This window comes from Marinobacter sp. 1_MG-2023, assembly GCF_030549045.1.
Taxonomy (GTDB): Bacteria; Pseudomonadota; Gammaproteobacteria; order Pseudomonadales; family Oleiphilaceae; genus Marinobacter.
Window position 1 is genome coordinate 281,859 of sequence record NZ_JAUOST010000004.1, and the last position, 26,620, is coordinate 308,478.

The following is a 26,620-nucleotide window of genomic DNA, read 5'->3' on the forward strand; positions in this document are numbered from 1 at the left end:
GCTTCTGGTTCCAGCTACCGGGGGTTCCCGCGAAGGTCTGTTTCAGGTCCGAGGAAATAGGTCCATGTCTCCGTAACGGGTTTGTCATCCTTATTAAGCAAGCCTCGCAACCTGAATGGCTGCCCGGTGGTCGGCTCTGCCAGGATCGACAGGCGCCATACATCGCTGGCTTCGATGTATTCTACAAAGTGCTCAATGACTTCAACGCCCTCTCCTCCGCTGACCTGGCTGACAACAGCCGCACCTGGTCGCAGCCCGGCTAACTCACCGCCTTTGAAATCAACAATCAACCTCAAGGCTTCGCCCGAGTCATCGTTCGCATTTCCATGACCAACAAATGTCCTTACAGCCCGGGCATTGGGCTGCCCGGTAATATCAGGCTCTCCGAAGGTTACCGAGTATTTCAGGTTGCGGCTTGCACCAGCTACCGCCGCCTGATCAGGCTTGAAGAAGGCAGCAATGTTATCGTTCGACTCTGCACCTGACGGAATTTCAACAAGTACGACTTCACCTTTTCCCCAACCGCTATCATCTTCGCCGAGTGGTTTTACCCACATGCTTGGCCGGCGGTCATACCGGGCTTCGCTGTCCTGAAAGTCATCAAACTCCCGATCACGCTGAATCAGACCAAAACCTTCAAGACCCTCAACATGAAGATAACTCAACTGCAGCTTTGCCGGGTTCACAAGTGGGCGCCAGAGCCACTCCCCAGAGACCCCATCACTAACTAGCAAACCCTTTGAATCATGCACTTGCGGGCGCCACTCACCTCTGGGGCGCAGGGTGTTTTCGCCGTAGAAAAACATGGAAGTTAAAGGTGCCTGCCCCAGTTGATCGATGTCTTCCCGGAAAAACAGTTGCGCGGTGACATCCATTCTCGTGCTTTTTCCCGGATGAATTTCGAAGCGGTAGGCGCCTGTGAGGCTCGGGCCGTTCAACAAACCGTAAGCCACCATAACGTCGGCGCCCGCTTTGGGACGCTCCATCCAGAATTCAGTAAATGCGGGGAATTCCTCACCGGATGGCAAGCCCGTATCCACGGCTATGCCTCGCCCTGAAAGCCCGAAAGTCTGGTTTGCCCCCACGCCACGAAAGTAACTTGCACCACCGAAAACCAGAAACTGGTTCTGAGCATCCTTCCCTGATAAAGGATAAGTCAATTTAAACCCGGCATATCCGAGATCAGCAGGAACCCTCTTTTCAAGTTCCGGGCTGGGGTAATCGAACCGGGTTTTATCAAACTCCACCGGACGGACCCCTTCACTATCGATCACATTGAGACCAACTGCGTTGGAGTAAAAGCTACCTTGTGGAATCATCATTACCTGAAACCGTGATCCGCTGGCCCGCCAGAGGCTCTGATCAGGCTTGAATCGAATTGACTGGTAGTCGGAATAGCCAAGGTTTCTGAGGAAGTCGGGGGCCTGGGCTGGCTTTTGGTAGGCTTCGCCGGCCAAATTTCGGGCTTTGTCTGCTACGTCCTTGAACCCGAACGCCTGAGCGTAACCGGAACATGTTATCAACGTGATCAGAGTAAAAAATACGGATAGCCGTGAGCCAGTCATTACGAAACTCCTTGTAAACCAGCGTTCAAATGTAACACCCGCTGTATGGCAGGCCTCAAGTGACATCTTAGTAACGAGGAGTCAAAAAGGGTATAAACAAAAGCAGGAACGGCAGTCAGATGCCAACAGTGAATGATAAGGATAGATCAGGGCTGGTGGGCATCAGCAAGGCCTCGTTGGAGGCATTGAGCATTTGGCCAATACTCAGGTCGGCGCGAAAATCCCTGGAGTAAAGTTGCAGAGAAATCTCTCCGGTACTAGTGGTGCCAGAACGATCCGATTGGGCGGCCGAATACGGTGCCCACCCCTGCAGCAGGGAAAATGTGATGGTTGAATTGAGCTCGGATACAAACGGCCAGTGATAATCCGGACTACGGGCGTTCATTCGCAGCCATCCACCTTTTGCCACGTGCACCGACTGCCCATTAAAGCCCCGCATCAGTCCCGGGCCAGCTATGCGAAGGTATTCGGAGGCTGGCAGGTCGTCAGGTGCAAACTGATAACGCCCGTTAAGCCCGAGATTCCAGCTCAACACTTCTCTACTCAAAGACGCTGCCACGGCCAGCCTGTGAAAGCCATCCACATCGCTGTGGCGGCCGGATGAATTCACAATTTCTTCCGAATCAACCCCACCTACAGCAGTCAGCGAGGTTGTCGCATAAAGGCCGCCTAACAGATCCCGTGACGCCGAGCCCTGCAGGCCAAAGCTCGAAAGCCGATGCGTGGAGCTCTCAACCCACAAAGCCTCTTCGAACGCACTGCTACTGCCACTGGAATGTGAAAAGACACTGTCGATTTCAATGCCCTGCCACGCCCAAAGCGATCGATTTCCCGTTACCTTCAGGTTGCGGTACTCACCACGCGTATCATAACGCTGCCCTGAACCGCTCACTGCGCCCGCATAATCCCTATTCTCGAGATCGATCCGGAAATTGCTCCCTGCGAGGGGAAAAGCGTACCGCAGCGCCAGTGTTGTAGATTCGGCACGACCCTCACGGGCAACAGAATCGCTGAAATTGAGACCAAGCACATGCTGTGACCAGATCAGATCATTGCTGATCAGGTTTATGCTGCCATCAGACCTGTCGTTGGTTTGGCTGGAGTTACCTGAAAACTCCATATGGGAAGCGACATATTGGGTGACCGACTGCAGTAAATCTGCAGGATAGAGATCCCACAAGGCGGAGTCTGCGGGCGTTTTCGAATTGTTCGCTGACACCTGGTAAGTAAAAAAACCAAAAATCAGGGCTGCCAGCAGAGTGCGTCCCACGAAAAAGCCTCGATGAAATGAAAAGAAAGAATTACGGTGCTTTAAATATAGCCCTGCTACTTTAAAAAAACGCACCGACAGAATCCAGTAGCAACTGCCAAAAGTTACAATTTTAATATAATTAAAAACAGCCGGTTATGGCGACATTCAGATGTAAAATGTGAGAAATATCAGGCAAATCACGGGAACACAGTTACCCGTCCCGGCAATTACAAAATGTAATGAACCCCGCGGCACCCTCTCCTTTCACACAAAATAACTTGCTAAACTCAATTCAAATCATGGAAACGCTGCAAATCTTGACCAAAGGATGAACCGAATGATCAAAAAATGCCTCTTCCCAGTTGCCGGATACGGCACCCGCTTCCTGCCAGCCACCAAGGCGATGCCGAAAGAAATTCTACCCATCGTTAACAAACCGCTGGTGCAATACGGCGTTGAAGAAGCATCCGAAGCCGGTATTCATGAGTTCGGATTTGTTACCGGGCGTGGTAAGCGCGCTATTGAAGATCATTTCGACATCAGCTATGAGCTGGAGCATCAGATTGCAGGATCAGGCAAGGAAGACTTGCTGAACTCTATCCGCGATCTTATCGATAACAATACCTTTGCATTTACCCGCCAGGTTGAGATGAAAGGGTTGGGCCATGCCATTCTGAGCGGTCGCAACCTGGTGGGCGATAATCCATTTGCGGTTGTGCTGGCAGACGACTTTTGCGTAGGTCCTGGTGAAGGTGAAGACGGCGTTATGGCCCAAATGGTCAAGCTGTACAACCAGTTCCGCTGCTCTATTGTTGCGATCGAGGAAGTCCCCGCTGATGAAACCCACAAATACGGCGTGATTGCCGGTGAGTCCATGAAAGATGGCCTTTACCGCATTACCGACATGGTTGAGAAGCCGTCACCAGAGGATGCGCCGAGCAACCTGGCGATTATCGGGCGCTATATTCTGACACCGGATATTTTCGACATTCTGGAACGCACGCCGGCGGGAAAAAACGGTGAGATTCAGATTACTGACGCGCTGCTGGAACAGGCTAAAAATGGCTGTGTACTGGCGTACCAGTTCAAGGGCCAGAGATTCGACTGCGGCAGCATTGACGGCTTCGTGGAAGCGACCAACTACGTATACGAAAACATCTACAAGAAACAGTAATAAAGGGCAGCAAGCTGATCGATTTGCTGCTCAGGTACCCAAAATCTGCAATATCATGCGCCGATTTTCCGCAGTCGTCTTGCGGAAACGGCGCAGCATTTCTGCCTCTTCCTCCGAAAGCTGAACCCTGTCTATCACCTGCTCCAGTTCTTTCAACGCCATTGAGAGATCATCGCTGTTGCTGAACACCAGCCCCGGTAATTCGAGCTGTCCACCGTCGCCGGGGGCTGTCAGATCCAGCAGATCTTCCAGAGGTGTATCTGTTTTTATACAGAAATCCAACAACGCCGCTAAATCCGGATAGGTACGTTGCCCGGCATCTGAAGCTTCCCAGCGTATTACCTGCGCTTCTTCTACACCACAAATCTCGGCGACATCCTGGCAGGATAAGCGCCCTGCCTCGCGCATCTGCCGTAACCGGCGGTTGAATGTCTGCAGGTAACGCATGGTATTCGCCTCTGCAAAATTATCAGGAAAAGTGAGTTAATCAGGAAATGTAACGTACATATAGCTTTATGCACAATCTGCCTATACTGATTTGAACGCAACCACCCAGGAAACTTATGACTTTTAAAGCACTGGACACAGAAGCCGCCTGGAATCTTATTCTGCAAGCAGAGAACCTTTCGGGTGCAACGCTAACGCGTCAAGACTCCGATAAGCCGGTACTCAAGCTGCACCGCAATGGAGAATGGCGGCTGCTGCAGGAAGCAACAGAAGAAGCCCGCGCATTACTGAGTGTTTTTTTACCCTTGTGCCGTCCACTTGCTGAATCCGCACCCTGGCACGTTATCGGTCAGCTCGGCCAAAGTCTCGATGGCCGGATCGCAACGGTTACCGGGAATTCCCGTTTTATCAACGGCGGCGATGGGATTACCCACCTGCACCGCATCAGGGCCCTTTCCGATGCTGTGATTGTCGGCGCCGGCACGGCAACGACGGATAACCCCCGGCTGACCGTGCGCTGTGCCAGCGGAGCCAATCCGGTAAGAATTGTTATTGATCGTCATCGTCGGGTACCTGAAAGCCATCACCTGTTTACCGACGGAGCTGCACCGACACTGCGCCTGGTTGCTGGCGACTATAGTCCTGGCATGATTGATGGTTACGGCAGGAGTTCGGTAATCGATATTCCTTGCCTCGGCAGTGGAAAAGAACTCGCGAACCCGAAACGTATTCTTGAGGTTCTTGCTGATCTCGGGCTGAGAAAGATTTTTATAGAAGGCGGTGGCATGACTGTTTCGTCTTTCCTGCAAGCTGGCTTGTTAAACCGGCTCCATGTCATGGTGGCTCCCATGATTATCGGCAGTGGCAGGCCGGCCTTTTCCCTGCCGGAAATTGACTTGTTGGATGACGCGCTCAGGCCTGCCTCTCAATTCGTAAACCTGGGCACCGACATGCTGTTTGATCTTGATTTCAGTGTTGCCTTGCCGGCGAACTGAACAGGAACAGAGCACCTGGTAAGCTGGAGACAAATATAAGTGCACCATAGGCCACACTCAGTGCCACACCCTGCTCTGCGGGCAAGCCCGCCATTGGCCATAGAACCACCGCTGCGCCTTCACGGACACCCCAGCCCGAGACAGTAACCGGTATCACCATGCTCAGCAGGAGAAGACTGCACAGAGCCCCTGAGACAACTGCCGAAGGCAGGTCGGTGATATAACCCGCGCCGGTGGCCAACACGAGGAACACGGCCAGATAGCTTGCCACCACCATCAACGACGTCAGCACTTGCAATGGAAAAGCCGGCCAGGAGAGCAAGGCCCGGGCGAGATCTCCGCGTAGAGTGGCGAAAAATCTGCACACCCGATCGCTCCTGCGTGCGAGAAACCACAGCAGGTAAATCCCAACAAATGAACCCGCCAGGAGCCAGTAAAGATGGCTTGTAGAGTCACGCTCCACAGGGTCTGCGCCAACAATCCTGCCAGTAATAAACAACCAGATAAGGCCACTTATAACCACGGCCGCCAGCACTACCTGCCCGGATAAACGCTCGATAGCAACCCCGTGGGCGGCTGCCAGCCTCTTGTCAGTATCAGCGCCATGGCGAAGTGCCCGATTAACATCACCCAGAACGCCGCCGGGCAAAACCTGATTGGTAAAGGTTGCCAGATAGTACTCCCGCACCGACTGTATGTAGGGTATCGGCAGACCCAGAAGCCCGGCGGTATACCGCCACCGCCAGGCCGACAGAAATACCTGGATTACCCCCAGAACGAGGCCGGCAATCATCGCAGTCTTCGGAATGCGCGTAATTTCATTAACCAGTGCTTTCACATCAACAAACAACAGCACCGCCAGGATGATCAAAGCAGTCGACACCCATTTAAATGCGATGCGAATACCCGTACTGCGAGAAAAGGTCATATTGGTTGTTCGGGTATCTTTGTTGTTGTGCGGACTGGGGGAAGCCCGAGTACGTCCTGATGACACACGGTAATTTCCAGTTCGCCCGCTGCCAACTGGTGCTTTCTGGCGACAAACCAGGCATCGAGAAGAGCAACGGCATCCGGGCTTCGTTGCTTGGCCGCAGTTACCCAGCCAGCCATTAGCATTTCAGCCAGCCTTGCGTCTTTGCAGGTGAGATGCCAGGGGGTTTCTTCAACCTGCACGTCGTAACCGTTTAAGGCCAGTTTTTCCGCAAGCGCAGAGGCGGCATCCGGGCCAAGCGCGGCGCCAGTGCCTTTATTGCCGTGCTGATGCTGGTTTACCAGATCTATCAACAAATCGTCTTGTTCGTGAGCCGGCGTAAGCGCAAAACGACCGGTATAACTCAACACAACAAGAATGGCCGCCTGCTTTGAAACCACCTCTTTCACAAGCTCTGCGAGCCAGGCTTCAGATACCAGATCAATCAGCGCCGAAGCTGTCACTAAAGAGATGTGATGAGGAAGAAACCCGTGAAAGTCCCCCGGCATCAGGCGATGCTGTAGCATTCTCATGGACACGTCCAGTTTCTTGGACCTGAGAGCCGCTTCAGCGAGCAAACTTTCATCCTGATCAACCAACAGCCATTCCTGAGACATTGATAACGCTGGGGCCAGATAGGCTACATTTGACCCACGACCGGTGCCAATGTCTACAATTCTGACAGGGCCATCATTAGTAGGTAATGCATGCAGCCAATGCTCCAGCTTCTGTGTCAGATTTACGGAGCGCGCACGATGGTCTGCCGTCTCCCGTACCTGCAGCCATTCGCCCGGGAAATGCGTCTCGCGGTGGTTCTGATCAAAGTATCCAAGCCCTTGCAGAAACAGGCTTGCTGTATCCGCCCAGGTTCTTGTGTTGCAGGCCTCGCCTCGGGCAACCGCACGGGCATGCGCCAGGGAATCGGGATCATCAATCCATTTACGCAGGCTCGCTCGCAGAACGTTCACATCCCCTGCCGGATATAACATTACGCCCGGCCTTTCTCCGGTAGCTTTCAAGGCGCCGCCATCCGATGAAATAACCGGTAAGCCCACAGCCACAGCTTCGTCTATCACCATGCCGTAGCCTTCGTATAACGATGGCAACACAAACATGTCCGCTTGCCGATATAAGCTGGCGAGCTTGTCTCCATCTACCTCGCCAGCAAGATCAATCCGGCTTCGCAGCCCTGAGTCCTGAATCTGCTGTCGCACGCGACTTGCATAGGCCAGGTCCCGCTCGCATGAACCTGCGAGTGTGCAATGCCACTGCAGGTCCTTTAAACCGGAGAGAGCCTCTACAAGCTGGTTTTGCGCCTTGCGCGGTGAAAGGTGTGCAACACAGAGAATGTGCGGCGCCTGGTTTTCTGCGGCTTTATCGGCACCCAGCGTAACCCTGCCCCCCGGGCTTTCCACTCCCGGCTCGGCAGTCCGGATACGCCCGGCAGAAACACCGTAAGCCGCAAGCCGGGTAGCTGTGAATGCGCTGGTTGTGAAAATGTCGCGAACTATTTTCAGTGCCCCCTTTTCACGCTGAAAAAACCAGCTCTGCTCGCTCTGGCTCAGCCCGGTTTCATCTGCCAGCGGGTGATGAATGAGCGCAGCCAGATACAAACGCTGAGCGTGCTTTTCGAGCACGTCGGGCATTGCACTCATGGCAAGCCCATCAAGAATGACGCGGGAGCCGTCTGCAAGTCGGGAAAGCAGGCTATCCATTGCCTGTGTTGCAACTGCATCAGGCTTGGGGAAGCTGCCCGGCAACCCAGTTACCTCCGCTGCTGCACCGGCCAGGTTCAGCGCTTCGGCCAGTTTACGCACATAGCGATAACCACCTGTATTCTGATCCGGATCTCCAGGCACAACAAAGTGCAGGGTCGTTTCAGATTCCAGCATGATAACTGGCCCAGGCAATGTGGGACTCAGCCAGAGTTACTTTCAGCGCACACACGCCCTTTGCCGTCTCACCCAGCCGGCCGGCATGAATGGCGGTAGCCATCCGGTCGAATACTTTTTTTGCCATGAACTCTGTGGTGGTATTACGGCCCCGAAAATCCTCGATATCATCAAGATTTTTCATGTTGAATTCACTCAGCACTTGCTTCAGCGCCTCTGAGGCCAGGCCAATATCAATAATCAGGTCGTCACTATCCAGCTCGTGGCGCTCGAACGTCAAATCAACCACGTAAGTGGCACCGTGTGTTTTTTGAGCCGGGCCGAAAACATCCCCATTAAAGCTGTGCGCGATCATCATGTGATCCCGGACTGTAAGGCTGAACATAACAAGCTCCTCAATATTTTATGCGGTGGCAGAGCGTATCGTTGCCAATTGCAAGAATTCGGCTCATGGTTTCTGGCATCTGGTGAAATGCCGTTTCACCAGTAATCAGGTGGTCCAGAACATCGTATTGCAGCAGTTCAAGCGCCAACGCGAGGCGCTTGCGATATGTCCATCGTGGCAGGCGAGCCGGCGGAATCTGGCCAACCTGGCTGGACCTCAGCGTGAGCCTGCGGGCATGGAATGCGCCCCCAAGTGGGATGGAAACCGGCTTGTCGCCGTACCAGCTCATTTCCAGCACCCTCCCCTCTTGCCCAGCCAGTGTCAACGCGGTTTTAAGGCCGGATTCATGACCGCTGGCATGGATAACCAGGTCGTGATCATCTGCCGACGAACCCGCTGCAAACGTCAGCCCCAGCGCCTCCGCAACTGAAGCCCGCGCAGGATTAGTATCGATAGCGGTCACTCGCGTTCCGGGAATGCGGCTGGCGAGCCAACTGACAAGAAGACCCACAACACCAAGCCCCACCACCGCAATGCGATCACCCACCGCTGGCATGGCATCCCAAAGACCGTTAATGGCGGTTTCCATATTCGCTGCAAGAATGGCCCGTTCCGGCGGTACACCAGCGGGAACAGGTGTCACTGCACTGGCAGGGACTGAATAGCATTCCTGATGGGGAAAAAGACAAAACACCGTTTTATCAATAAGTTCGTCCGGCCCTTCAAGTACGCGCCCGACACTGGCGTATCCGTATTTTACCGGCCATGGGAACCGCCCTTCCTGAAAAGGCGCTTGCATACGCTCGAATTCACTTTCGGGAACCCGCCCATTGAACACCAGGGATTCTGTGCCTCTGCTGACACCCGACCAGAGCGTTTGCACAACCACCCGGGATTCGTTGCTATCCGGCAAGCCAGACACCACCGGCGCTTCGCGGACATGACCTTCTCCAGGCCCGGTAATCCAGAAGGCCCGGGACACATTTTTGTCTGATGAACCGCTAAAGCCGGAACTCATCCTGCCCTCCCTGTGTCAGCACTCTTAATTGATTGATAGAAACAACCTCCAAATAGGACTCGCTGTCGTATGCACTAACGCATTCCGAACACTATAGTCATAATTATTCGCCGGGCACCGCTTAACCCCGAAGGTTATGCATCGACGGCGACACACAGAAGCCTATACGCTGGAGTTATATTATGGATTCTGAGAGGCAGCTGAAACACTCCATAATACCGCCCTGGATGGACTTACTCTGGGGCGCTGCGCTCGCAATGTTATGGCTACTGGTTGCTACGCAACTGTATTCATCATCCTGGCTGATGATTACCTTCGCAACTCTGTTGTACGGCTCAATCTGCACTGCCGTGCTCGCACGTTGGCCCAGCGATGTAGATTTCGGTTGGGCAAATCGCGCTACCCTTTTTCGAAGTAGCCTTATTATCGTGTTGGTGGCGGCGTCTCCGTTCATCCCCATGAAGGCCTCTGAGTTTGCGCTCTGGCTCTATGCCATTGGCGCCCTTCTTGCCCTGGTTCTCGACGGCGTCGACGGCAAACTTGCCAGGGCCACCAACTCCGGCAGTGACTTCGGCGCCCGCTTTGATATGGAAGTGGATGCGCTATTGATTCTGGGTTTATGCATAGCCGTTATCATGAGCGGTAAAGCCGGAGCCTGGGTTCTCGCCCTGGGGCTGATGCGCTACCTGTTTGTGGCCGCCGCTTCCTTGTTAACCTGGCTAAATAATCCCCTGCCCGACAGTTTTCGTCGCAAAACCATCTGTGTGTGGCAAATCGTTACCCTGATGGTCGCGATACTGCCACCCATCTCATCTACCTTCGCCAGCCTGACGCTGGCAACCGCCCTGTTGTTACTCGCCTGGTCTTTTACGACTGACGTGTACTGGCTTTACCAAAGGAGACTTCACCATGAAACAGCCTGAATCGTTTTTCCTGACTCCGGCTTTTGTCACCTGCATAGCTCTGACGCCTGTAGCGACCGTCGCCAATGCCGAGCCCGCCACATTTGAAGTGGACGATGAGCATTTCTCGATGGTTTTCGAAATCATGCACATTGGTTACGCACCCGTCATGGGAATGTTCAGAAAGGTCGAAGGCGAATTCGTGTACGACGAAGACACTCAGGAACTGATCTCCGGAAAGCTGGCGTTCGAAAGCAAAAGCGTGTTTACCAATCATGAGAAGCGCGATGACCACCTTACCGGCAAAGACTTCCTGAACAGCGACAAGTTCCCGGACATTACATTCACCGTAACCAGTTTTGAGCCAACGGGGGAATCAACCGGCGTGGTAACCGGTGACCTGAACATGCTCGGAAAAACCCAACCGGTGGATTTGGACGTTACGCTGAACAAGGCCGCTGAGTACCCGATTGGCCACGAAGAGTACACCCTGGGCATCAGCGCTGAAACCACCCTGAAACGCAGCGACTGGGGCATGACCTATGGGTTGGACCCGGCGCTTGTGGGGGACGAAGTAAACCTCCGGTTTGGCTTTGAGGCAAATAAGGATTCCGGCTGGTTTTGAATGCGTTTGTGAGACCAATCACATAATTTGCCGGCATCGCCGCAGGTTTTGACTATATTTTAGCCGGCACTGAGCAGTAAAAGCCTATTTGTCAGACAACATAACAATAGAAAAGGACAAACGAATGCCTTCGAAGGCGCTCGTAGCCGTATTTGCCGCAGCCTCCATTGTTGTTGGCGCCGGCTACCTTTTATCAGATGAGAACCGCTTCGGTTTCAGTTGGAATACCTTGCCCCAGGGGGGTGAAGGCCACCTGGAAACCGTCGGGCCCGGCCCCGTGAAAGGAGCCTTTCAGCCGACTGATGGCCTGCATAAGAAGCCGCCTTCAGATAATCCGGTCGGGTTTATGCTGGCCAGGGTAGCGGATCAGTACGCCGAGTCTGTTCGATATCCCCCCTGGTCAGTCCCTCTGACCGAAGCCCAGGCAGAGGGATACCAAGGCAATCGCTATGAGCCTGTGACCTTGCCTCTGGAAAACGGCGGCCAGTTCACGGTCACCCTCGACAAATTCCGCTTCACTCGGGGTGAAGACATTCTTGTCGTTGCCTCATTGCAAGGGCCCCAGGTAATGGGCTATTCGCTTAAGGCGACTCTTGAGCGCCCTGATTCCAGAGACTCGGTCGGGAGTGCAACGCTTGAGCAGGAGGCCCAGACCGGATACTACCAGGGCAGCCTTGGCACCGACGAAGAGCCAGGAGAATACCGGCTTATTGTCGAAGCACTCGTGGATGGAGAGCCCGTGCGACATGCCTCCAGCCTTACCATAGAACCCTATCTCGGGGATTTTGAAGGGCTGGAAGACACCTATCTCAGCAACAACAATCTTGTCATTCCCGTTACCTTTTCACCGCAGGCTTCCGGATTCTATGCGTTATCTGCCCAGCTCTATAACGGGCAGCAACCTGTCGCCCAGCTCCAGGCCGAGAGACGGCTCGATCGCACTGCCGACACGGTCTTACTGAAAGCGCACGGTACGGTGCTCGCCAACAAATCGTTTAGCGGAGCGTTCCAGCTACGAAATTTGCAGATACGACAACTACCAGCCCAGCCCGGTGACCGAACCCATTATGCCTTCGGCCCGGATGATGGTTTTAGCTTTGAGCCGCCGGATCTTGACGCTCTTAATGACACGCCGGCGGTAAATCCCGAATCAGAACAGCGTGCAGCTCTGTTGAAACAACTGGCTGACAAGTTCTGAGGTACCACAATAAAAATCAAGCAAAACGGAGCAATCATGACAACAAAAAAGACCCGATATGCCTGTAAAATTGCAATGGCCACCGCGCTGACCAGCGCTATGATGGCCGGGACCGCCCAGGCGCAATTGGCCGGGCACAATGTGATTCTGGTGCATGGCTTCCAAATGGAGGACCTTGATACCCCCCCTGCGAACCTGCAGGCAATCAGAGACGCCGGCGAGGATTACTGGCAAACATTCTGGTTATCACGCTCGGAAGCACGTATTGACTGGCCAAGCGACGGCCGGATAGAAGGCTCCATTGCGCAACAAGCCTATGCGCAGATCCGCGAAATCAGTCAGCAAGGACTGTGCAATGACTTCTGCATAGTTGTCTCCCACTCAACTGGCGATCTTGTCACCCGCTATCTCCTGGAAAACCAGGCGCGTTGGTTGCAGAACGAAGGTTTACCCCCACTGAAAATCCTTGCATCCATAGACTACGCTGGCGCTGGTGGTGGCACAGACCTGGCGAACCTGGCGCTGAGCCTTGCGTACAACCCGACCTGGTATAACTGGCCACTTCGAGCGGCCGTGCAGGCTTTCACAGGCATTGAACCTGAGCCGGGCAAACTGGGCGTGGTGAATGACCTGCAAACCAATACAGCCAGAAACCTTGCCTTAAGCCCTAACTCTGTACCAAGGCTTCGGTTCGTCGCCGGTGGCTCACCCTATGCGGGCATCACCAAGCCCTTCATAGCCGGCAAAGATGACGGCGTAGTACCTGCACATTCATCCTGTGGCGCAACCTCAGCCCAGGGTATCGACTCCTGCACCAGCAATCTCAGCCTCGCAGGCAAGGTCACCAGCCAGAGCGCGCCCTCTGGCCTCTACTACAACCACTATCCGGTACTGATGAACGAAGGCGTTACACACAGTGGCGTTCTGGGCTCAGAGACCGGCAACATATCGGTGCCGGTGGTGAACAACACTACCTTGAACGGCTTGCAGGTCGACTTTGCAAGCAGAAGCTACAGCAAACGTCCCTGGTGGAAGCTCTGGGGTTCGAAAGACCGGTATATAGAGGTGCCCGGCTCAGACCAGACCGATATGTCCGCACTGGTTTACTCAACGCTTAACAATTAACAGCGGCTTTGTATAAGGGATTCAACCCGGCTCACGGATGAGCCTTCTTTTCTTTTTACTTCGCAAACTATACATTGGCGGGATACACCACTTCCCTAACTCTGGTGAACTCCCCACACCATGTCTGACGCTCAAAAATCCGACCTTTTACTTGTTACGGTTACTCTGCTTGCAGCTGTGAGCTGGGTTTTTTCTAAAGAAGCCATATTGCTCATGCCGCCTTTGTTATTCATGGCCGTACGCTTTTTGGTTGCGGGCGGTTTTCTGGCGTTGTTCGCCTGGCAACCACTATCACGCCTCAGCCGCGATCAGGTGAAACGCGGCATCGGGGTCGGGCTGGTCTTCGGCGTAGCCATGAGTTTCTGGGTCATGGGTCTTTTCAATGCCTCCAGCATGGGTGAAGGAGCCTTCATTACCAGCCTGGGCGTGGTTATTGTTCCCGTTATTGCCCGTCTCGCGTTCAAGGAGGCGCAACCCGCAAGTACCTGGCTGGCCATTCCCGTTGCCGTCTCCGGATTAGCGCTTCTCTCCCTTCGCAACGGTTTTCAGCCAGAGGCGGGGCAGATGTTCTTCGTGGTGGCCGCTTCAATTTTTGCGCTGTATTTCACCCTCAATACCCGGGCCGCGAACCAGCGCAAGGTCATCAATCGCCAGGGTGAGACCGTTGAAAAACACCGTATCCCCGCTCTGCCCCTTACAGCCATTGCGCTGCTTACTGTGGGGATTGTGACACTGGTTGAATCATTCATTTTGGAGCCCTGGGGGCCAACGTTTGGCAACCCGCCACCACTGTTAATCTGGTGGATTCTTGCCAGCGCTATCATAGGAACCGCTGGGCGTTTTCTTGTACAAACCTATGCCCAGAGCCTGTCCACTCATAGCCATGGTGCCGTTATTCTGGTGCTGGAACCCGTTTGGGTATCCCTGTTCGCCGCCGGATGGTTTGGTGAGACCATGACCGCAACCCAGTTGGCCGGCTGCGGGTTGATCTTCGCTGCGCTGATCGTTAATCGCTGGAGTGCCTTTAGCAAAGTTCTCAGAAGCTCATCGAGGAGAAGAAAAACCGGATAAAAGAGGTTGACCAAAAACGCCGGAGTCAGTATATTTCGCCCCGTTGCAGAACGCAGGACCATAGCTCAGTTGGTTAGAGCGCTACCTTGACATGGTAGAGGTCCCCAGTTCGAATCTGGGTGGTCCTACCATTTCTGCAAGAAAAGTCAGTTACTTGCGCCCTCCGTAAGAACTGGCTTTTTTTGTGCCTGGGTACTTATTCTCATCGAACGACTGACAGACCCTCCTTGTAAGCACCGCTCCACAAACGGCTTCCCCAACAAAGTTTCCCAACGCCAAAAGGCCGTACTAACATTGATCTGGTCACCTGGGATTTACCGGAATTTTACAGCGTATCGATTCAAACCATGCCATATTTGTGAAATCATTAACGCGGTATAATCGGCTTAATTATTTTCATAGATGAGAGAGGAATAAGAGCATGCGTAAATCAGGAATTTTTGCGGCTCTGGTACTGAGCGCTATGGTAGCTACTCCAGTTGCAGCCCAAATGGATGTGGAAGATCAGATTGAAACCCGTCAGAGCGCGTTTACGTTTGCCGGATGGAACATGGGCAAAATCAAGGCTCAGGCCATCGACGGTGATGTCGCCTACAACGAACAACAGATACTTGCTGCGGCAAATGCCATTGCATCAGTAGCCAACTCTGGCCTGGGCGCCCTTTTCGGACCTGGCACGGGCATGGATCAGAACGACAACACCAAGCTTAAGCCAGAGTTTTTCGACGAACCGGAAAAAGCCCGTGAAGTGGCTATCGGTTTTGCCCAGGCATCTACCAAGCTTCAGGAAATCGCCGCAAACGGCGGTGACAAAGCCGCTATCGCAGCCCAGTTCAGCGAAGTTGGCAAGTCCTGTAAGGCCTGCCACGACGCGTTCCGTGCTGAGTAAGCCTTACCTTTAGACGCCCTATCCTCCTTCGCTTACCAGCCCAGATCGGGCGCTGGTGGTGGAGGGGGAGGCAGAAGCCCTCCGTTAGCCACCCATACTGCGAATACTGCAACCGCCAACGCAACAACCAGGGCTATCAGGCCACCACCTTTGCGATTTTCACCCATGCTTTCACTGATGGTTTTGTGTCCGCTAATCATTGGGGCTATCAGGTTGTCCTTTTTTACAAAGGTGTAAAAAAACACGCTGGCAATGTGCAAACCGATCAATCCGTAGATAAACCATTCTGTCAGCTTGTGCCACGACGTAATTGTATCGTTCCACTCAGACGAAACCGCACGATAGAGCGGCCCGTTAAATGCTATGGCATCTGTTGCAAACAACCCTGTAACAGCCTGAAATCCAATCAAGCCAAGCATGGCTAATACCGACAAGGCACCCAGGGGATTGTGCCCCAAACCTCGCCATGTGCCTTTCAGGTATGAAGAGACTGCTGAAGGCCCCGGTATAAATTGCCAAAAGCGCGCATAGGTAGAGCCAACAAATCCCCATACCAACCGAAAGCTGATCAGCCCCACGATGGTCAGACCGAACCTCTCATGCCACAACATCCAGGTACCACCAAGATTCACTGTCACGAGTGAGCCCGTGACTGCGAGTACCAGCAACCAGTGAAATAGCCTTGTGGGCAAATCCCAAAGGGAGATCGACTTCATTTTATGTTCCTTATAAAACTGTTACGTATAAGCCCAGAGTACCCGAACGACACCTGTTTTGCTTTATACTGCCCACCGCAGTTCGTGTACAAAACAGTCATGTATCAAATTAAAGGTTTATTCAATGCGAGTGGTTATCCGTTATTTTTTCCGGACGTTGCGCCTGATCCTGACACCCTTTGTGCTACTGAGCGAAAAGCTTGGTGGCGGCAAGCCCCTGGAGCGAAGTGCCGAAGAGCAACAGAAAGTAGATGCAGCCTGTGAGCATCTGGCGCTGTACCAGTTCAAGACCTGCCCATTCTGCGTAAAGGTGCGAAAGCAGATAGCACGACTGAACCTGAATATCGAGAAGCGGGATGCGCAGCATAATGAGACCCACCGGGCTGAGCTTGAACAGGGCGGCGGCAATGTGAAAGTACCTTGCCTGCACATCCGGAATGACGATGGCAGTGAGCAGTGGATGTACGAGTCCAATGACATCAACGCCTGGCTGGAACAACGCTTTGGGAAGGCGGCCTAAATCAAACCTTGTAAAACTCCCGATACCAGTCCACAAAGTTGGAGATACCCTCTTCCACTCCCGTAGCCGGTTTATAACCTACGTCGCTGATCAGGTCGTCGACATCGGCGTAGGTAGCTACTACATCACCTGGCTGCATGGGTAGAAGGTTCTTCTGCGCTTTTTTTCCAGTTCGCTTTTCAATTATTTCAATGAAGCGAGACAGCTCGACAGGGTTGTTACTACCAATGTTGTAAATGCGATACGGTGCCTTGCTGGTACCAGGATCAGGCGCTTGCCCGCTCCAGTCGCTGTTGGGCTGGGCGACTTGGTCAAGCGTGCGAACGACACCTTCCACAATATCGTCGATGTAGGTGAAGTCGCGTTTGTGGTGGCCATGGTTGAACACATCGATTGGTTCACCCGCAAGAATCTTTTTCGTAAAGATAAACGGCGCCATATCCGGGCGGCCCCAGGGGCCATATACCGTAAAGAACCGCAGGCCGGTGATGGGCAAACCATACAAATGAGCATAAGAGTGAGCCATCAGCTCGTTGGCTTTTTTAGAGGCCGCATACAAGCTCAGGGGATGGTCGACGTTATCATGGACAGAAAAAGGCATGGCCTCGTTCGCACCATACACAGAACTGCTTGATGCAAAAACCAGATGCTTCACACCGTTATGGCGGCAGCCTTCCAGTATGTTCATGAAGCCAACAAGATTGGCGTCCACATACGCATTAGGATTTTCAAGTGAGTAGCGCACACCCGCCTGGGCGGCCAGGTGTACAACTCGTTCAGGGCGGTGCATTGCGAAGATGTCTGCCATCACAGAACGGTCTGAGATGTCCTGGCGCACTTCCGTGAAGCCGGGGTGGCCAATAAGTCGCGCTAAACGGGCCTCTTTGAGACTGACATCGTAATAATCGTTGACGTTGTCAACGCCGATGACTTCGTCTCCCCGCTCAAGTAAACGGTGCGCCAGTTGCGCACCGATGAAGCCGGCGGTACCCGTTACCAGAATCTTCAAATCCTTCGCTCCTGTTTACTGCATTACCTTCCACGCTATAGCCGTGTGGTATTAAAACGCTACGCCCGCACTGATGAAGGGCCCGTCCAGCTTCACGTCAAATACATCACTGCCGTCTTCATAATCGACTGCTAACTGGCGATAGCCTGCACGTAACTGCAAAAGCGAAATGTTGAACTGGCCGTAAACGTTGAAGTCGCGCATGGAGTCGCCATCGAAGCTTATAAAGTTGCCTTCAGCACCAACCGCGACACCCGTCAGAGGCAGGTCAAAGCGAGCAGCAATATAGCCCAGAGGTAATACCGCATCTGCTTCGGTTTTCTCTGAACTGCCGCCACTCTGCATTAGCAGTTCGCCGGAAAAGTCACGTACCGTCAGACCAAGGTCAAGGTTTACCCAATTATCGAGAACCTCGTAATACAAGGTCAGGTCAAGCTGTTCAAGATCCAGGTCTGAGCGCACTGATGTGCCTGCTGGAAACGATCCGTAATTACCAGAAAGCGTGCCGTTGCCACTTTGTTGAACCAGCGTATAAGCCAAACGGACATTGGGTAGCAAAGGCACAGGGTGTTCCAAATAAACGCTGGCATTGGCATTACCGTCGTCCTTCAGCCGCAACTCGTCATTTACATCGACAGAGTCGCCGCCAGAGACCACATCCCCAGACAAATCCGAGTCCCAGTAGCTCACGCTGGCGCCAAGGCCAGCCAAGTCTGCTTGTGCCAGAGGAGCTGCCAATACAAGAGAGCTTCCTACTGCTATGGTCAGTTTACGCATAGTGCACCTGTGTCCTTGTCATCTGTTTGGATTTATCGTTAATCACTCGTCGAAGTTTATGCCCAGACGGCGACCAACTTCTTCGTATGTTTCGATAACGTCGCCCAGCCCTTGGCGAAAGCGATCCTTGTCCATCTTTTTACGGGTTTCCTTGTCCCATATACGGCAGCCGTCCGGGCTGAATTCATCGCCCAGAACAATCTCTGCACCGCTGCGGCCAAACTCCAGCTTGTAATCCACCAATAGCATTCCGGCATCATCGAACAGTGCTTTCAGTACGTCGTTCACTTTGTAGGTTAGCTCTTTCATACGAGCTAACTCAGCCTCACTGGCCCAACCAAAGCTAACAGCCAGAGACTCATTAACCATTGGATCATGCATGGCGTCGTTTTTAAGAAAGAGCTCATAGGTAGGCGGATTAAGCTCCAACCCCTCTTCCACACCCAGGCGACGACACAAGCTACCCGCAGACACATTTCGCACCACACATTCGACAGGAATCATGTCCAGTTTTTTCACCAGCGATTCCGTAGCCGACAGCAAACCTTCATGATGTGTCGGTACGCCAGCAGCTTCCAGTTTATCCATGATGAAGGCATTGAAGCGGTTGTTCACCATACCTTTGCGGCTGAGCTGCTCCTTCTTCTCACCATCGAAGGCCGAGGTATCATCCCGAAAGACCAGAACAAAACGCTCTGGATCATCAGTGTAGAACACAGATTTAGCTTTGCCTGCGTAGAGTTCTTCGCGCTTTTCCATTGTAAGTCTCCGAAACGGAGGCCCGCGCCGCGGGCACCCCTTCTGAATCAGTATAGGTAATTGAACAGCTGTGTCAGCAGGTCTTCATCGCCCTGCACACCGGTATAACTTTCAGCCGTTTCAGCCGTTACCTGCACCAGGCCATCGAGTTCGTCGACGGTGACCGTATGAGTGTGGCGAGGTTTTTCTTTATCACTGAACCAGCTGAACCAGCCAGGGTCGCGCTCGTCGGCGCTGCGGAAATCGACAAAAAGCCAGCCTTCACTACGGTTGAGATCTACGATGGCGATATCTGACTCGGTAAGCGCCCGATTAACCTCGGCCCACGCACGACCGTAATCGAGGTCCATGCTAATCGCTTTTGCTCTGTCATCTTCAGACACAAGCTTTACTAAAGGCTTGGAGACCATTCCTGATGCCGCCCGGGAGAAGGATTTGCTCTCTTCGCGGGCTTTCAGGAATTCGCCAAGATCCGCGAGCACGCGTTTCTGCAGCGATAGTTCCTCCGTGGAAGGATCAGTTGCTCCACGCCAGGAAATAAGCTCTGCAGGCCAGGAACCACCTTCTTCTGACGTGAGCTTACGCACCTGAATTTCAGTGGTTTTGCGACGCACACCAGGAGCTATACGAACCTGCAACACCGCCCTGGGTTCAGCTGTGGTTGCTTCGGTTGGCGCACTGGAAAGCTCCAGAAGAGCGCGGGCTCGCATGCTAAAGTTTGCCACATCACTTTGTAGCAAGCCCAGCTGTGGGTTGTCATAGGCGACACCCAGCCCCTGTTCGTTCATATAACCGGTTACCGCCGGCCAGATGCGACCGGGAACGTCGTTCACCAGCAACCAGGCCCGGCCATCCAGCTCTTCAACCACGTAATTTTCTTCGAGAATTTCCGAGGTCATATCAGGGGGCTGCGGGATATCAGACGTATACATTTTGCTGGCATCCGCCGGATTTATCCTGCGAATGGGCATTACCTCATTAAACCGGGAAGCATCTGCCGTTTCAGGCAACGTCAGCGCGTCGCCTTCCTTTGCATCTACGTAACGCTCTGATCGGTCATCGACGAAACTGCAACCGGCCGTCGCAACGGCCAGTAACAGCCCTGATGCAAGCACGGTGGGACGGAATGCAAAAAACTTACGGGTTCCTGAAAGAACCGGCATCGGCCTACTCTCTGTGTGGGACTGTGTCTTGGGGAGCATCTGCAAACTCAGAGCACACCCGAGGCTTTCATCGCTTCTTCAAGTTCAGCGTGGAATTTTTCGCTGAACGGCGTCAATGGAAGCCGGATACCTTCACCAATCAGGCCCATGCGCTGAAGCGCCCACTTGACCGGAATGGGATTCGCTTCCAGAAACAATTTGCGGTTCAGAGGCATCAGAAGCTCGTTCAAACGATCGGTTTCTTCACGGTTGCCGGCAATGGCTGCCGCACATAGATCCGCCATGCCCCTGGGCGCCACGTTGGCAGTAACAGAAACGTTACCCTGCCCGCCCGCGAGAATCAGTTCAGCCGCAGTGGCATCGTCACCGGAGTAGACAGCCAGGCGCCCATCAAGCGCAGCAATCAGCTCTGCACCGCGGGGGATATTACCGGTGGCATCCTTGATGGCAACAATATTCGGAATGTCAGCCAGGCGAAGAACGGTTTCGTTAAGCATGTCGCAAGCTGTACGGCCTGGCACGTTATAGAGCATCTGACTCATGCCGGGCACTGCTTCAGCAATTGTCTTGAAGTGCTGGTACAGACCTTCCTGAGTCGGCTTGTTGTAGTAAGGGACAACCAGCAGGCAAGCGTCTGCACCAAGCTTATGCGCTTCGGTTGTCAGATGAATGGCTTCACGTGTGCTGTTACCACCAGTACCGGCAATAACAGGGATCCGCCCGTTCACGCGTTTGATGATGTAACCAATTACCCGGCAGTGCTCTTGCTGATCGAGCGTTGCGGATTCGCCGGTGGTTCCCACAGCAACGATACCGTCGGTACCGTTCTCCAGATGAAAGTCCACCAGTTTATCCAGATCCTCCCAGTGAACGTCACCGTTTGGATGCATGGGCGTTACCAGTGCGACAAGGCTACCCGTAATCATAAAAACTCCGTCCGAATAAAACGGTTATGGTAATGTTGGGCACGAACGGACACAAGGGAATTAAAGGAGATGTCATGTCATCTATTGAACTGAATAAAGCGGTACCAGACTTTGAAGCAGCAGCCACGGGCGACCAGACCGTTCGACTGGCGGATTTGCGTGGCAAAAATGTCGTTATTTATTTCTACCCAAAAGACAATACTCCGGGCTGCACAACTGAAGGACAGGACTTCCGCGACAACATGAAGGCGTTTGCGGAACTGGATACAGAGATTTTCGGGGTGTCACGGGATGGGCTCAAGGCTCACGAGAACTTCCGGGCAAAGTTCGAGTTCCCGTTTCACCTGATTTCCGATAAAGATGAAACTCTGTGCCAGTTGTTTGACGTAATCAAGCTTAAAAAGCTATACGGCAAGGAATACATGGGCATTGATCGCAGCACGTTCCTGATTGACCAGGATGGCGTACTGCGTAAGGAGTGGCGCGGAGTAAAAGTGCCCGGGCACGTGGAAGAAGTGCTCGCAGCGGTGAAATCTCTCTGATCAACACTCCCATTTTATTTTATCTGATCTGGCGCGGTTGAGGATGAGAGTTCCTTAACCGGCCAGGCGGAAAATACTGCCTTGAGCATGGTTGCCAGCGGAATGGCGAAAAACACACCCCACAGACCCCAGATGCCGCCAAAAAACAGCACTGAGATAATAATGATAACCGGGTGCAGATTGTTCACTTCTGAAAATAACACTGGCACTAACACGTTGCCGTCCAGCGCTTGAATGATCCCGTATATCACCATAACCCAGATAAAGTGTGTGCCCCAGCCGAAGGCGAACAGCGCAATCACTGCAACCGGAATGGTCACAACCGCCGCACCAATGTAGGGAATCACGACACTTAACCCAACCAAAAGTGAAAGCAAAGCTGCGTAAGGCACACCCAACAGCTTGAATGCAACGTAGGTTGAGCCGCCAACAATCAAAATTTCAACAGCTTTTCCCCGTACATAATTAGCACACTGCAAATTCACTTCGTGCCAGATCTTCAGCATCATCGGGCGCTGCGGTGGCAGTAGCCGGGAAATGGATCCCAGAAGGACCTCGCTGTCTTTCAAAAAGAAAAAAACCAGTATGGGTACCAACACAATATAAATGAGTAGCGCCACCAGATCGGGGATACTCGATAGTGAGAAGGACACTAACCACTGTGTCATGTGCCCTACTTCTGTGTTCACTTGCTGATAAAGACTGCTAACCGCCTGGGCGGAGATAATATGCGGATACTCTTCAGGTAGCAGTTCAAGATAGGACTGCAACTCACCGATAATTCGAGGCGCTTCGCCAGCAAGAGTACTGAGCTGAGTCCAGATAAGCGGCAGCAGGCCGAACATAAAACCCACCAGAACACCCAGAAACACCAGGAAGACACCCACTATTGCGAGACCTTCCGGAACGCCGAGGGCATTCAGTTTGGTAACAAGCCCCTGGAGAATAAACGCGACTATGAGGGAGGCGATCACTGGTGCAAGCATGGCGCCAAACCAGATAATAAAAACTGTGCCTGTCACCAGAATCAGAAAAAGAATGACAGCTTCTTCATCTGAAAAGTATTTGTGCGCAAGACCGCGTAAAATTCTGAACATCAAGGACTCCGGAGATTTAACCGCCGCACTCTATCATAAACCGGTAGTGGCCATCAGTTTCCGAGGAGTTCACCAAACGGTGGCGGGATAACTTCAGAAAGGCCGGGATATCGCGGGCGGAGCCCGCATCTGTGGCGATTACCTCAAGCATCTCGCCTGGCGACATGCCGTTGAGCTCCAGCTTTGTTTTCAGCAGGGGCATAGGGCATCGAAGCCCGGACGCATCGAGTGTACGATCAGCCATAGAGAAGTTGCACCATTACAAGACATGGAATTCGCAAGCCGGCATTATGCCCTCAGTGATACTCTATTGCATCACAAACCCTGTTAATGGTCGACCCGAACTGTTTCATGGAATTTCAACCATGATCTGTTGTCACAAGGGTAGTTTGAACCAGGAGCCCACAGCATTACATGACTAACGTTATTACAGCGTTTCCTTGTTACCGAAAACTTTCGCTTGCTGTGGTTTTTGCTCTAACGCTGGCATCAGGCTCAGCATCCACCGCACAAGAAAGCCAATTGCCGAGCATTGGTGGAACCGGCGGTGGCCTTATAGCCGGACAAAAGGAAAGTGAGATCGGGCAGCAGGTTATGGTGTCCATCCGGAGGTCAGCGCCCCGCATAACCGACCCGCTGGTATACGACTATCTCAGCTCTATTACCTATCGGCTGCTGCCCTCTGCTCCGCTGGATAACCGGGACATTACTCTCGCACTCATTGATAGCTCCGCAATCAACGCTTTCGCCGTACCCGGAGGGATCGTTGGAGTCAATGGCGGCCTGTTCCTCAATGCAGCCACAGAGCAGCAGTTCGCCTCAGTATTGGCACACGAACTTGCCCATCTTAGCCAGCGGCATTTTGCCCGCCGGATGGAGCAACAGGAAACCAGTGCACCACTTACGATTGCCGGCATGATTGCGGGCATTGTGCTCTCTGCGGTTACTCAGTCCGATATAGGTATTGCTGCCATTGCCGGCACTCAGGCGCTGGCCATCCAGAATATGCTGGCGTATAGCCGGCTTCACGAGCAGGAAGCTGACAGGGTTGGCCTGGATATCCTGGCGACGGCGGGATTGGATCCACGCGGTATGCCTGAAATGTTTGAAATCATGATGCGGCAAAATCGGCTACAGGGGAATACCATGCCGGAATACCTGTCCACGCACCCCCTGACCCGCAACCGGGTGGCCGATACCCGCAACCGTGCAGAACAATATCCTGAAAAGACCATCCGGGACGGCCAGGAGTACCACTTGGTGCGCAGCCGTCTGCAAGTGCACTATGCCCCCTCGCCCGACGTCGCAGTTGAAACCTTTGAAAGCTACCTTAACAAACCAGACGCACAGAGCAACGAGGCCATCCGTTACGGGTTGGCAGTCGCCTACCTGAGCAACAACCAGTTTGAGAAAGCAGCCAAAGCGATTAACGAGTTACTGGCCAGTAACCCGGGCCGGATTACCCTGCAGGTTACGCTTGCTGAAATATATATTCAGCAGAAAAGACTCGACGAGGCGCGAGCCCTGCTCGAAGACGCCCTGGCAAGAAACCCCGGCAACTACCCGATCACATCCACTCTTGCGGATGTGGAAATTGCAGCTGGTAACGGCACTCAAGCCGCCGAGTACCTGAAGCAGCTGACACGCAGGATGCAGCAGCAGGAATATTTGTGGTTGCGGCTTGCAGAAGCCGAAGGAATGGCAAGAAACATCGTTGGTGTGCACAGAGCCCGCGCTGAATACTATGCACTTATGGGCGACCTGGAATCTGCTCAAAGGCAACTGCGGCAAGCTCAGGAGAAATTGCCCGCAGGCTCAGCCGAGAGACAGGTTGTATCAGAGCGGCTGGGAGAAGTTACCAGCCGCCTTAGGGCGTACAGGAATAGCTAGTATCAGGCGTTACCCGCCGCTTTCAAGTTCATGCCGGCAGTGAAGTCCAACATGCGACGCAGTGGCTTAAGGGCTTTCTCGCGGGTTACCGCGTCCACCAGCACTTCCTGGTCACCCTTCTCAATAACACTCAATAGGTTTTCCAGACCATTCATCGCCATCCATGGGCACTGGGCACAGCTCCGACATGTCGCACCGTTGCCGGCCGTAGGGGCTTCAATAAGCGTTTTATTGGGGGCAAGCTGCTGCATTTTGTAGAAAATGCCGTTATCCGTCGCAACGATAAACTCCTGATTCGGCAGTGTTTGCACAGCGTGAATCAGTTGGGAGGTTGAGCCAACCACGTCTGCCAGTTCCACGACAGCGTCGGGGGATTCCGGGTGAACCAGAATGGCCGCATCGGGATAAAGGGCCTTCAGGTCTTCCAGGCCGCGGTGTTTGAACTCCTCATGCACTATGCACGAGCCATCCCACAGCAGCATGTCAGCACCGGTGGTTTTCTGAACGTAGTGGCCAAGGTGCTTATCCGGCGCCCAGAGAATTTTCTCTCCCCGAGAGTCCAGAGCTTCCACAATAGCCTGAGCACAGCTGGATGTAACCACCCAGTCTGCCCGGGCTTTGACTGCAGCCGATGTGTTGGCATAAACCACCACAGTTCGATCACTGTGCTGATCGCAGAAGGCTGAAAACTCATCCGCGGGGCATCCCACATCAAGCGAGCAGGTCGCTTCGAGAGTGGGCATCAATACGCGCTTCTCCGGGTTCAGAATCTTGGCAGTTTCGCCCATGAAACGAACACCTGCGACAACCACGGTTGAGGCCGGATGCTGGTTACCAAAACGGGCCATTTCGAGGGAATCTGCCACACAGCCGCCGCTTTCCTCGGCAAGACGCTGGATATCCGGGTCTGTGTAATAGTGCGCCACCAGTACGGCGTCTTTTTCCTTGAGGACAGCCTTGATACGGGTTTCGAGCCGCGCCTTCTCATCAGCGCTGAGCTGTTTCGGCTCCGCTGCATGGGCCAGATGTTCCTGAACAAGGATTCGGTCTTCAGCTTTAGTCATGTACAGCATCTCTCAGTTACTTTCTGCGCCCGAGTATATCATTTCAGACAGCAGTAGCACTGTAAGGACTATAACTTGTCCTGCAAGATCTCTTTGCGGGGCTGAGGAATAACGACTTTATCCACCAGCAACCCTTTCCTCTTGATGTAGTCTGTTCCCGCATCGACTGCTGCAGTCACCGCAGCAACGTCACCCGTCAGGGTCAGGAACCCCTTGCCACCAATCGCCATGGCCAGGTGGATATCAATCAGCTCAACATTGGCGGCTTTTACTGCTGCGTCTGCCGCTTCAATAATGGTGGCAACCGAGAAGGTCTCGATAATACCCAAAGCTGCCGTCTCCTCGATAACTCGGGTTCCACTAATGGCTGAGAAAACAGACGGGTGAACATTGGGGATGATCAGTTCATCCACAATGGTTTCGCTACCCATATCAAGCCCTGCAGCCATAGCAGATTCGACAGCAGCTACATCGCCGGCGACCATGACCATAAACTTACCCGGGCAAATGGTCCGGTTGAAAACGATTTCAACGTTAGCTGCCTTCAGCATAGCGTCGCCTACCGCATAGCCTTTGGCGATTGAGTTCATCTCAATCATTCCGATCGCACTTTTGTTGCTCATGATCGATTCCTGTTGGAGCCCAAGCC

28 protein-coding genes and 1 tRNA gene are annotated in these 26,620 nt (G+C 53.3%); 12 read left to right on the forward strand and 17 right to left on the reverse strand.

Annotated elements, in window-relative coordinates:
• Nucleotides 1-14 precede the first annotated feature (14 nt).
• Together Q4606_RS12615 and Q4606_RS12620 are read right to left on the reverse strand one after the other, a co-directional pair.
• On the reverse strand, nt 15-1,565 hold the full coding sequence (locus Q4606_RS12615) for a glucan biosynthesis protein G (RefSeq protein WP_303607744.1): 1,551 nt from the start codon (nt 1,563-1,565) through the stop codon (nt 15-17).
• Between the two features lie 115 nt (nt 1,566-1,680).
• Nucleotides 1,681-2,835, reverse strand: coding sequence for a ShlB/FhaC/HecB family hemolysin secretion/activation protein (locus tag Q4606_RS12620; RefSeq protein ID WP_303607745.1), 1,155 nt, complete (start codon nt 2,833-2,835; stop codon nt 1,681-1,683).
• Nucleotides 2,836-3,154: 319 nt separating this feature from the next.
• Between Q4606_RS12620 and galU the strand changes: the two genes are divergently transcribed.
• On the forward strand, nt 3,155-3,991 hold the full coding sequence (galU, locus tag Q4606_RS12625; protein ID WP_303596143.1) for a UTP--glucose-1-phosphate uridylyltransferase GalU: 837 nt from the start codon (nt 3,155-3,157) through the stop codon (nt 3,989-3,991).
• Between the two features lie 30 nt (nt 3,992-4,021).
• Here galU and Q4606_RS12630 read toward each other — a convergent pair whose 3' ends face one another.
• Nucleotides 4,022-4,438, reverse strand: coding sequence for a helix-turn-helix domain-containing protein (locus tag Q4606_RS12630; RefSeq protein WP_303596144.1), 417 nt, complete (start codon nt 4,436-4,438; stop codon nt 4,022-4,024).
• A 116-nt stretch (nt 4,439-4,554) separates the two neighbouring features.
• On the opposite strand from Q4606_RS12630, the gene Q4606_RS12635 reads away from it, so the two are divergent.
• Entirely contained in the window at nt 4,555-5,433 is an 879-nt protein-coding gene (locus tag Q4606_RS12635; RefSeq protein WP_303607746.1) for a RibD family protein, read from the forward strand.
• Here the strand turns inward: Q4606_RS12635 and Q4606_RS12640 are convergent.
• The 4 genes from Q4606_RS12640 to Q4606_RS12655 are packed head-to-tail and all read right to left on the reverse strand — an operon-like array spanning nt 5,408 to nt 9,698.
• A complete protein-coding gene (locus tag Q4606_RS12640) occupies nt 5,408-6,361 on the reverse strand; it encodes a lysylphosphatidylglycerol synthase transmembrane domain-containing protein (protein WP_303607747.1) in 954 nt (317 codons plus the stop codon). The two genes, Q4606_RS12635 and Q4606_RS12640, sit on opposite strands and share 26 nt — an antisense overlap.
• Entirely contained in the window at nt 6,358-8,295 is a 1,938-nt protein-coding gene (locus tag Q4606_RS12645) for a glycosyltransferase (RefSeq protein ID WP_303607748.1), read from the reverse strand. The genes Q4606_RS12640 and Q4606_RS12645 overlap by 4 nt, the downstream gene beginning before the upstream one ends.
• Nucleotides 8,282-8,680, reverse strand: coding sequence for a 6-carboxytetrahydropterin synthase (locus tag Q4606_RS12650; RefSeq protein ID WP_303607749.1), 399 nt, complete (start codon nt 8,678-8,680; stop codon nt 8,282-8,284). Before Q4606_RS12650 ends, Q4606_RS12645 begins: the two co-directional genes overlap by 14 nt.
• A gap of 10 nt (nt 8,681-8,690) precedes the next feature.
• The gene (locus tag Q4606_RS12655; protein ID WP_303607750.1) at nt 8,691-9,698 is read right to left on the reverse strand and encodes a zinc-binding alcohol dehydrogenase; all 1,008 of its coding nucleotides are present in this window, start codon (nt 9,696-9,698) and stop codon (nt 8,691-8,693) included.
• Between the two features lie 182 nt (nt 9,699-9,880).
• Here Q4606_RS12655 and Q4606_RS12660 point away from each other — a divergent pair, with 182 nt between their 5' ends.
• The 7 genes from Q4606_RS12660 to Q4606_RS12690 all read left to right on the forward strand — a co-directional run bounded on the left by Q4606_RS12660 (nt 9,881) and on the right by Q4606_RS12690 (nt 15,508).
• The gene (locus tag Q4606_RS12660; RefSeq protein ID WP_303607751.1) at nt 9,881-10,621 is read left to right on the forward strand and encodes a CDP-alcohol phosphatidyltransferase family protein; all 741 of its coding nucleotides are present in this window, start codon (nt 9,881-9,883) and stop codon (nt 10,619-10,621) included.
• Nucleotides 10,608-11,225: a YceI family protein gene (locus tag Q4606_RS12665; RefSeq protein WP_303607752.1), complete on the forward strand. Its 618-nt coding sequence runs from the start codon at nt 10,608-10,610 to the stop codon at nt 11,223-11,225. Before Q4606_RS12660 ends, Q4606_RS12665 begins: the two co-directional genes overlap by 14 nt.
• A gap of 124 nt (nt 11,226-11,349) precedes the next feature.
• Complete coding sequence (locus Q4606_RS12670; protein ID WP_303607753.1) at nt 11,350-12,423, forward strand: hypothetical protein; 1,074 nt, start codon at nt 11,350-11,352, stop codon at nt 12,421-12,423.
• A gap of 36 nt (nt 12,424-12,459) precedes the next feature.
• A complete protein-coding gene (locus tag Q4606_RS12675) occupies nt 12,460-13,548 on the forward strand; it encodes a hypothetical protein (protein ID WP_303596153.1) in 1,089 nt (362 codons plus the stop codon).
• Between the two features lie 120 nt (nt 13,549-13,668).
• The gene (locus tag Q4606_RS12680) at nt 13,669-14,619 is read left to right on the forward strand and encodes a DMT family transporter (protein WP_303596154.1); all 951 of its coding nucleotides are present in this window, start codon (nt 13,669-13,671) and stop codon (nt 14,617-14,619) included.
• Between the two features lie 54 nt (nt 14,620-14,673).
• A tRNA-Val gene (locus tag Q4606_RS12685) sits at nt 14,674-14,750 on the forward strand.
• Nucleotides 14,751-15,040: 290 nt separating this feature from the next.
• Complete coding sequence (locus tag Q4606_RS12690) at nt 15,041-15,508, forward strand: cytochrome c (RefSeq protein ID WP_303607754.1); 468 nt, start codon at nt 15,041-15,043, stop codon at nt 15,506-15,508.
• A gap of 32 nt (nt 15,509-15,540) precedes the next feature.
• On the opposite strand, the gene Q4606_RS12695 is transcribed toward Q4606_RS12690, so the two are convergent.
• Nucleotides 15,541-16,224 (reverse strand): cytochrome b/b6 domain-containing protein, encoded by a 684-nt coding sequence (locus Q4606_RS12695; protein ID WP_303607755.1) that lies wholly within the window; start codon nt 16,222-16,224, stop codon nt 15,541-15,543.
• Between the two features lie 124 nt (nt 16,225-16,348).
• Between Q4606_RS12695 and Q4606_RS12700 the strand changes: the two genes are divergently transcribed.
• Nucleotides 16,349-16,744, forward strand: a complete 396-nt coding sequence (locus Q4606_RS12700; protein WP_303596157.1) for a glutaredoxin domain-containing protein — start codon at nt 16,349-16,351, stop codon at nt 16,742-16,744.
• Between the two features lies 1 nt (nt 16,745).
• Here Q4606_RS12700 and Q4606_RS12705 read toward each other — a convergent pair whose 3' ends face one another.
• Genes Q4606_RS12705 through dapA form a run of 5 tightly spaced genes read right to left on the reverse strand, consistent with a single transcriptional unit; the run spans nt 16,746 to nt 21,378 of the window.
• Complete coding sequence (locus tag Q4606_RS12705) at nt 16,746-17,753, reverse strand: NAD-dependent epimerase (RefSeq protein ID WP_303607756.1); 1,008 nt, start codon at nt 17,751-17,753, stop codon at nt 16,746-16,748.
• Nucleotides 17,754-17,804: 51 nt separating this feature from the next.
• Nucleotides 17,805-18,530, reverse strand: a complete 726-nt coding sequence (locus Q4606_RS12710) for a TIGR04219 family outer membrane beta-barrel protein (RefSeq protein ID WP_303596159.1) — start codon at nt 18,528-18,530, stop codon at nt 17,805-17,807.
• 42 nt (nt 18,531-18,572) lie between these two features.
• Complete coding sequence (purC, locus tag Q4606_RS12715) at nt 18,573-19,289, reverse strand: phosphoribosylaminoimidazolesuccinocarboxamide synthase (RefSeq protein WP_303596160.1); 717 nt, start codon at nt 19,287-19,289, stop codon at nt 18,573-18,575.
• Between the two features lie 47 nt (nt 19,290-19,336).
• Nucleotides 19,337-20,452, reverse strand: a complete 1,116-nt coding sequence (bamC, locus tag Q4606_RS12720; RefSeq protein WP_303607757.1) for an outer membrane protein assembly factor BamC — start codon at nt 20,450-20,452, stop codon at nt 19,337-19,339.
• Between the two features lie 47 nt (nt 20,453-20,499).
• A complete protein-coding gene (dapA, locus tag Q4606_RS12725; RefSeq protein WP_303607758.1) occupies nt 20,500-21,378 on the reverse strand; it encodes a 4-hydroxy-tetrahydrodipicolinate synthase in 879 nt (292 codons plus the stop codon).
• Nucleotides 21,379-21,452: 74 nt separating this feature from the next.
• Here dapA and Q4606_RS12730 point away from each other — a divergent pair, with 74 nt between their 5' ends.
• Nucleotides 21,453-21,920: a peroxiredoxin gene (locus Q4606_RS12730; protein WP_303596163.1), complete on the forward strand. Its 468-nt coding sequence runs from the start codon at nt 21,453-21,455 to the stop codon at nt 21,918-21,920.
• 14 nt (nt 21,921-21,934) lie between these two features.
• Here the strand turns inward: Q4606_RS12730 and Q4606_RS12735 are convergent, their stop codons facing one another.
• Both Q4606_RS12735 and Q4606_RS12740 read right to left on the reverse strand, forming a co-directional pair.
• Entirely contained in the window at nt 21,935-23,017 is a 1,083-nt protein-coding gene (locus Q4606_RS12735; RefSeq protein ID WP_303607759.1) for an AI-2E family transporter, read from the reverse strand.
• A 16-nt stretch (nt 23,018-23,033) separates the two neighbouring features.
• Entirely contained in the window at nt 23,034-23,261 is a 228-nt protein-coding gene (locus Q4606_RS12740; RefSeq protein WP_303607760.1) for a sulfurtransferase TusA family protein, read from the reverse strand.
• Between the two features lie 170 nt (nt 23,262-23,431).
• On the opposite strand from Q4606_RS12740, the gene Q4606_RS12745 reads away from it, so the two are divergent.
• A complete protein-coding gene (locus Q4606_RS12745) occupies nt 23,432-24,907 on the forward strand; it encodes a M48 family metalloprotease (RefSeq protein ID WP_303607761.1) in 1,476 nt (491 codons plus the stop codon).
• Nucleotides 24,908-24,909: 2 nt separating this feature from the next.
• Here Q4606_RS12745 and nadA read toward each other — a convergent pair whose 3' ends face one another.
• The gene (gene nadA, locus Q4606_RS12750; RefSeq protein ID WP_303607762.1) at nt 24,910-25,971 is read right to left on the reverse strand and encodes a quinolinate synthase NadA; all 1,062 of its coding nucleotides are present in this window, start codon (nt 25,969-25,971) and stop codon (nt 24,910-24,912) included.
• 68 nt (nt 25,972-26,039) lie between these two features.
• A complete protein-coding gene (locus Q4606_RS12755; protein WP_303596168.1) occupies nt 26,040-26,594 on the reverse strand; it encodes a BMC domain-containing protein in 555 nt (184 codons plus the stop codon).
• Nucleotides 26,595-26,620: the final 26 nt, after the last annotated feature.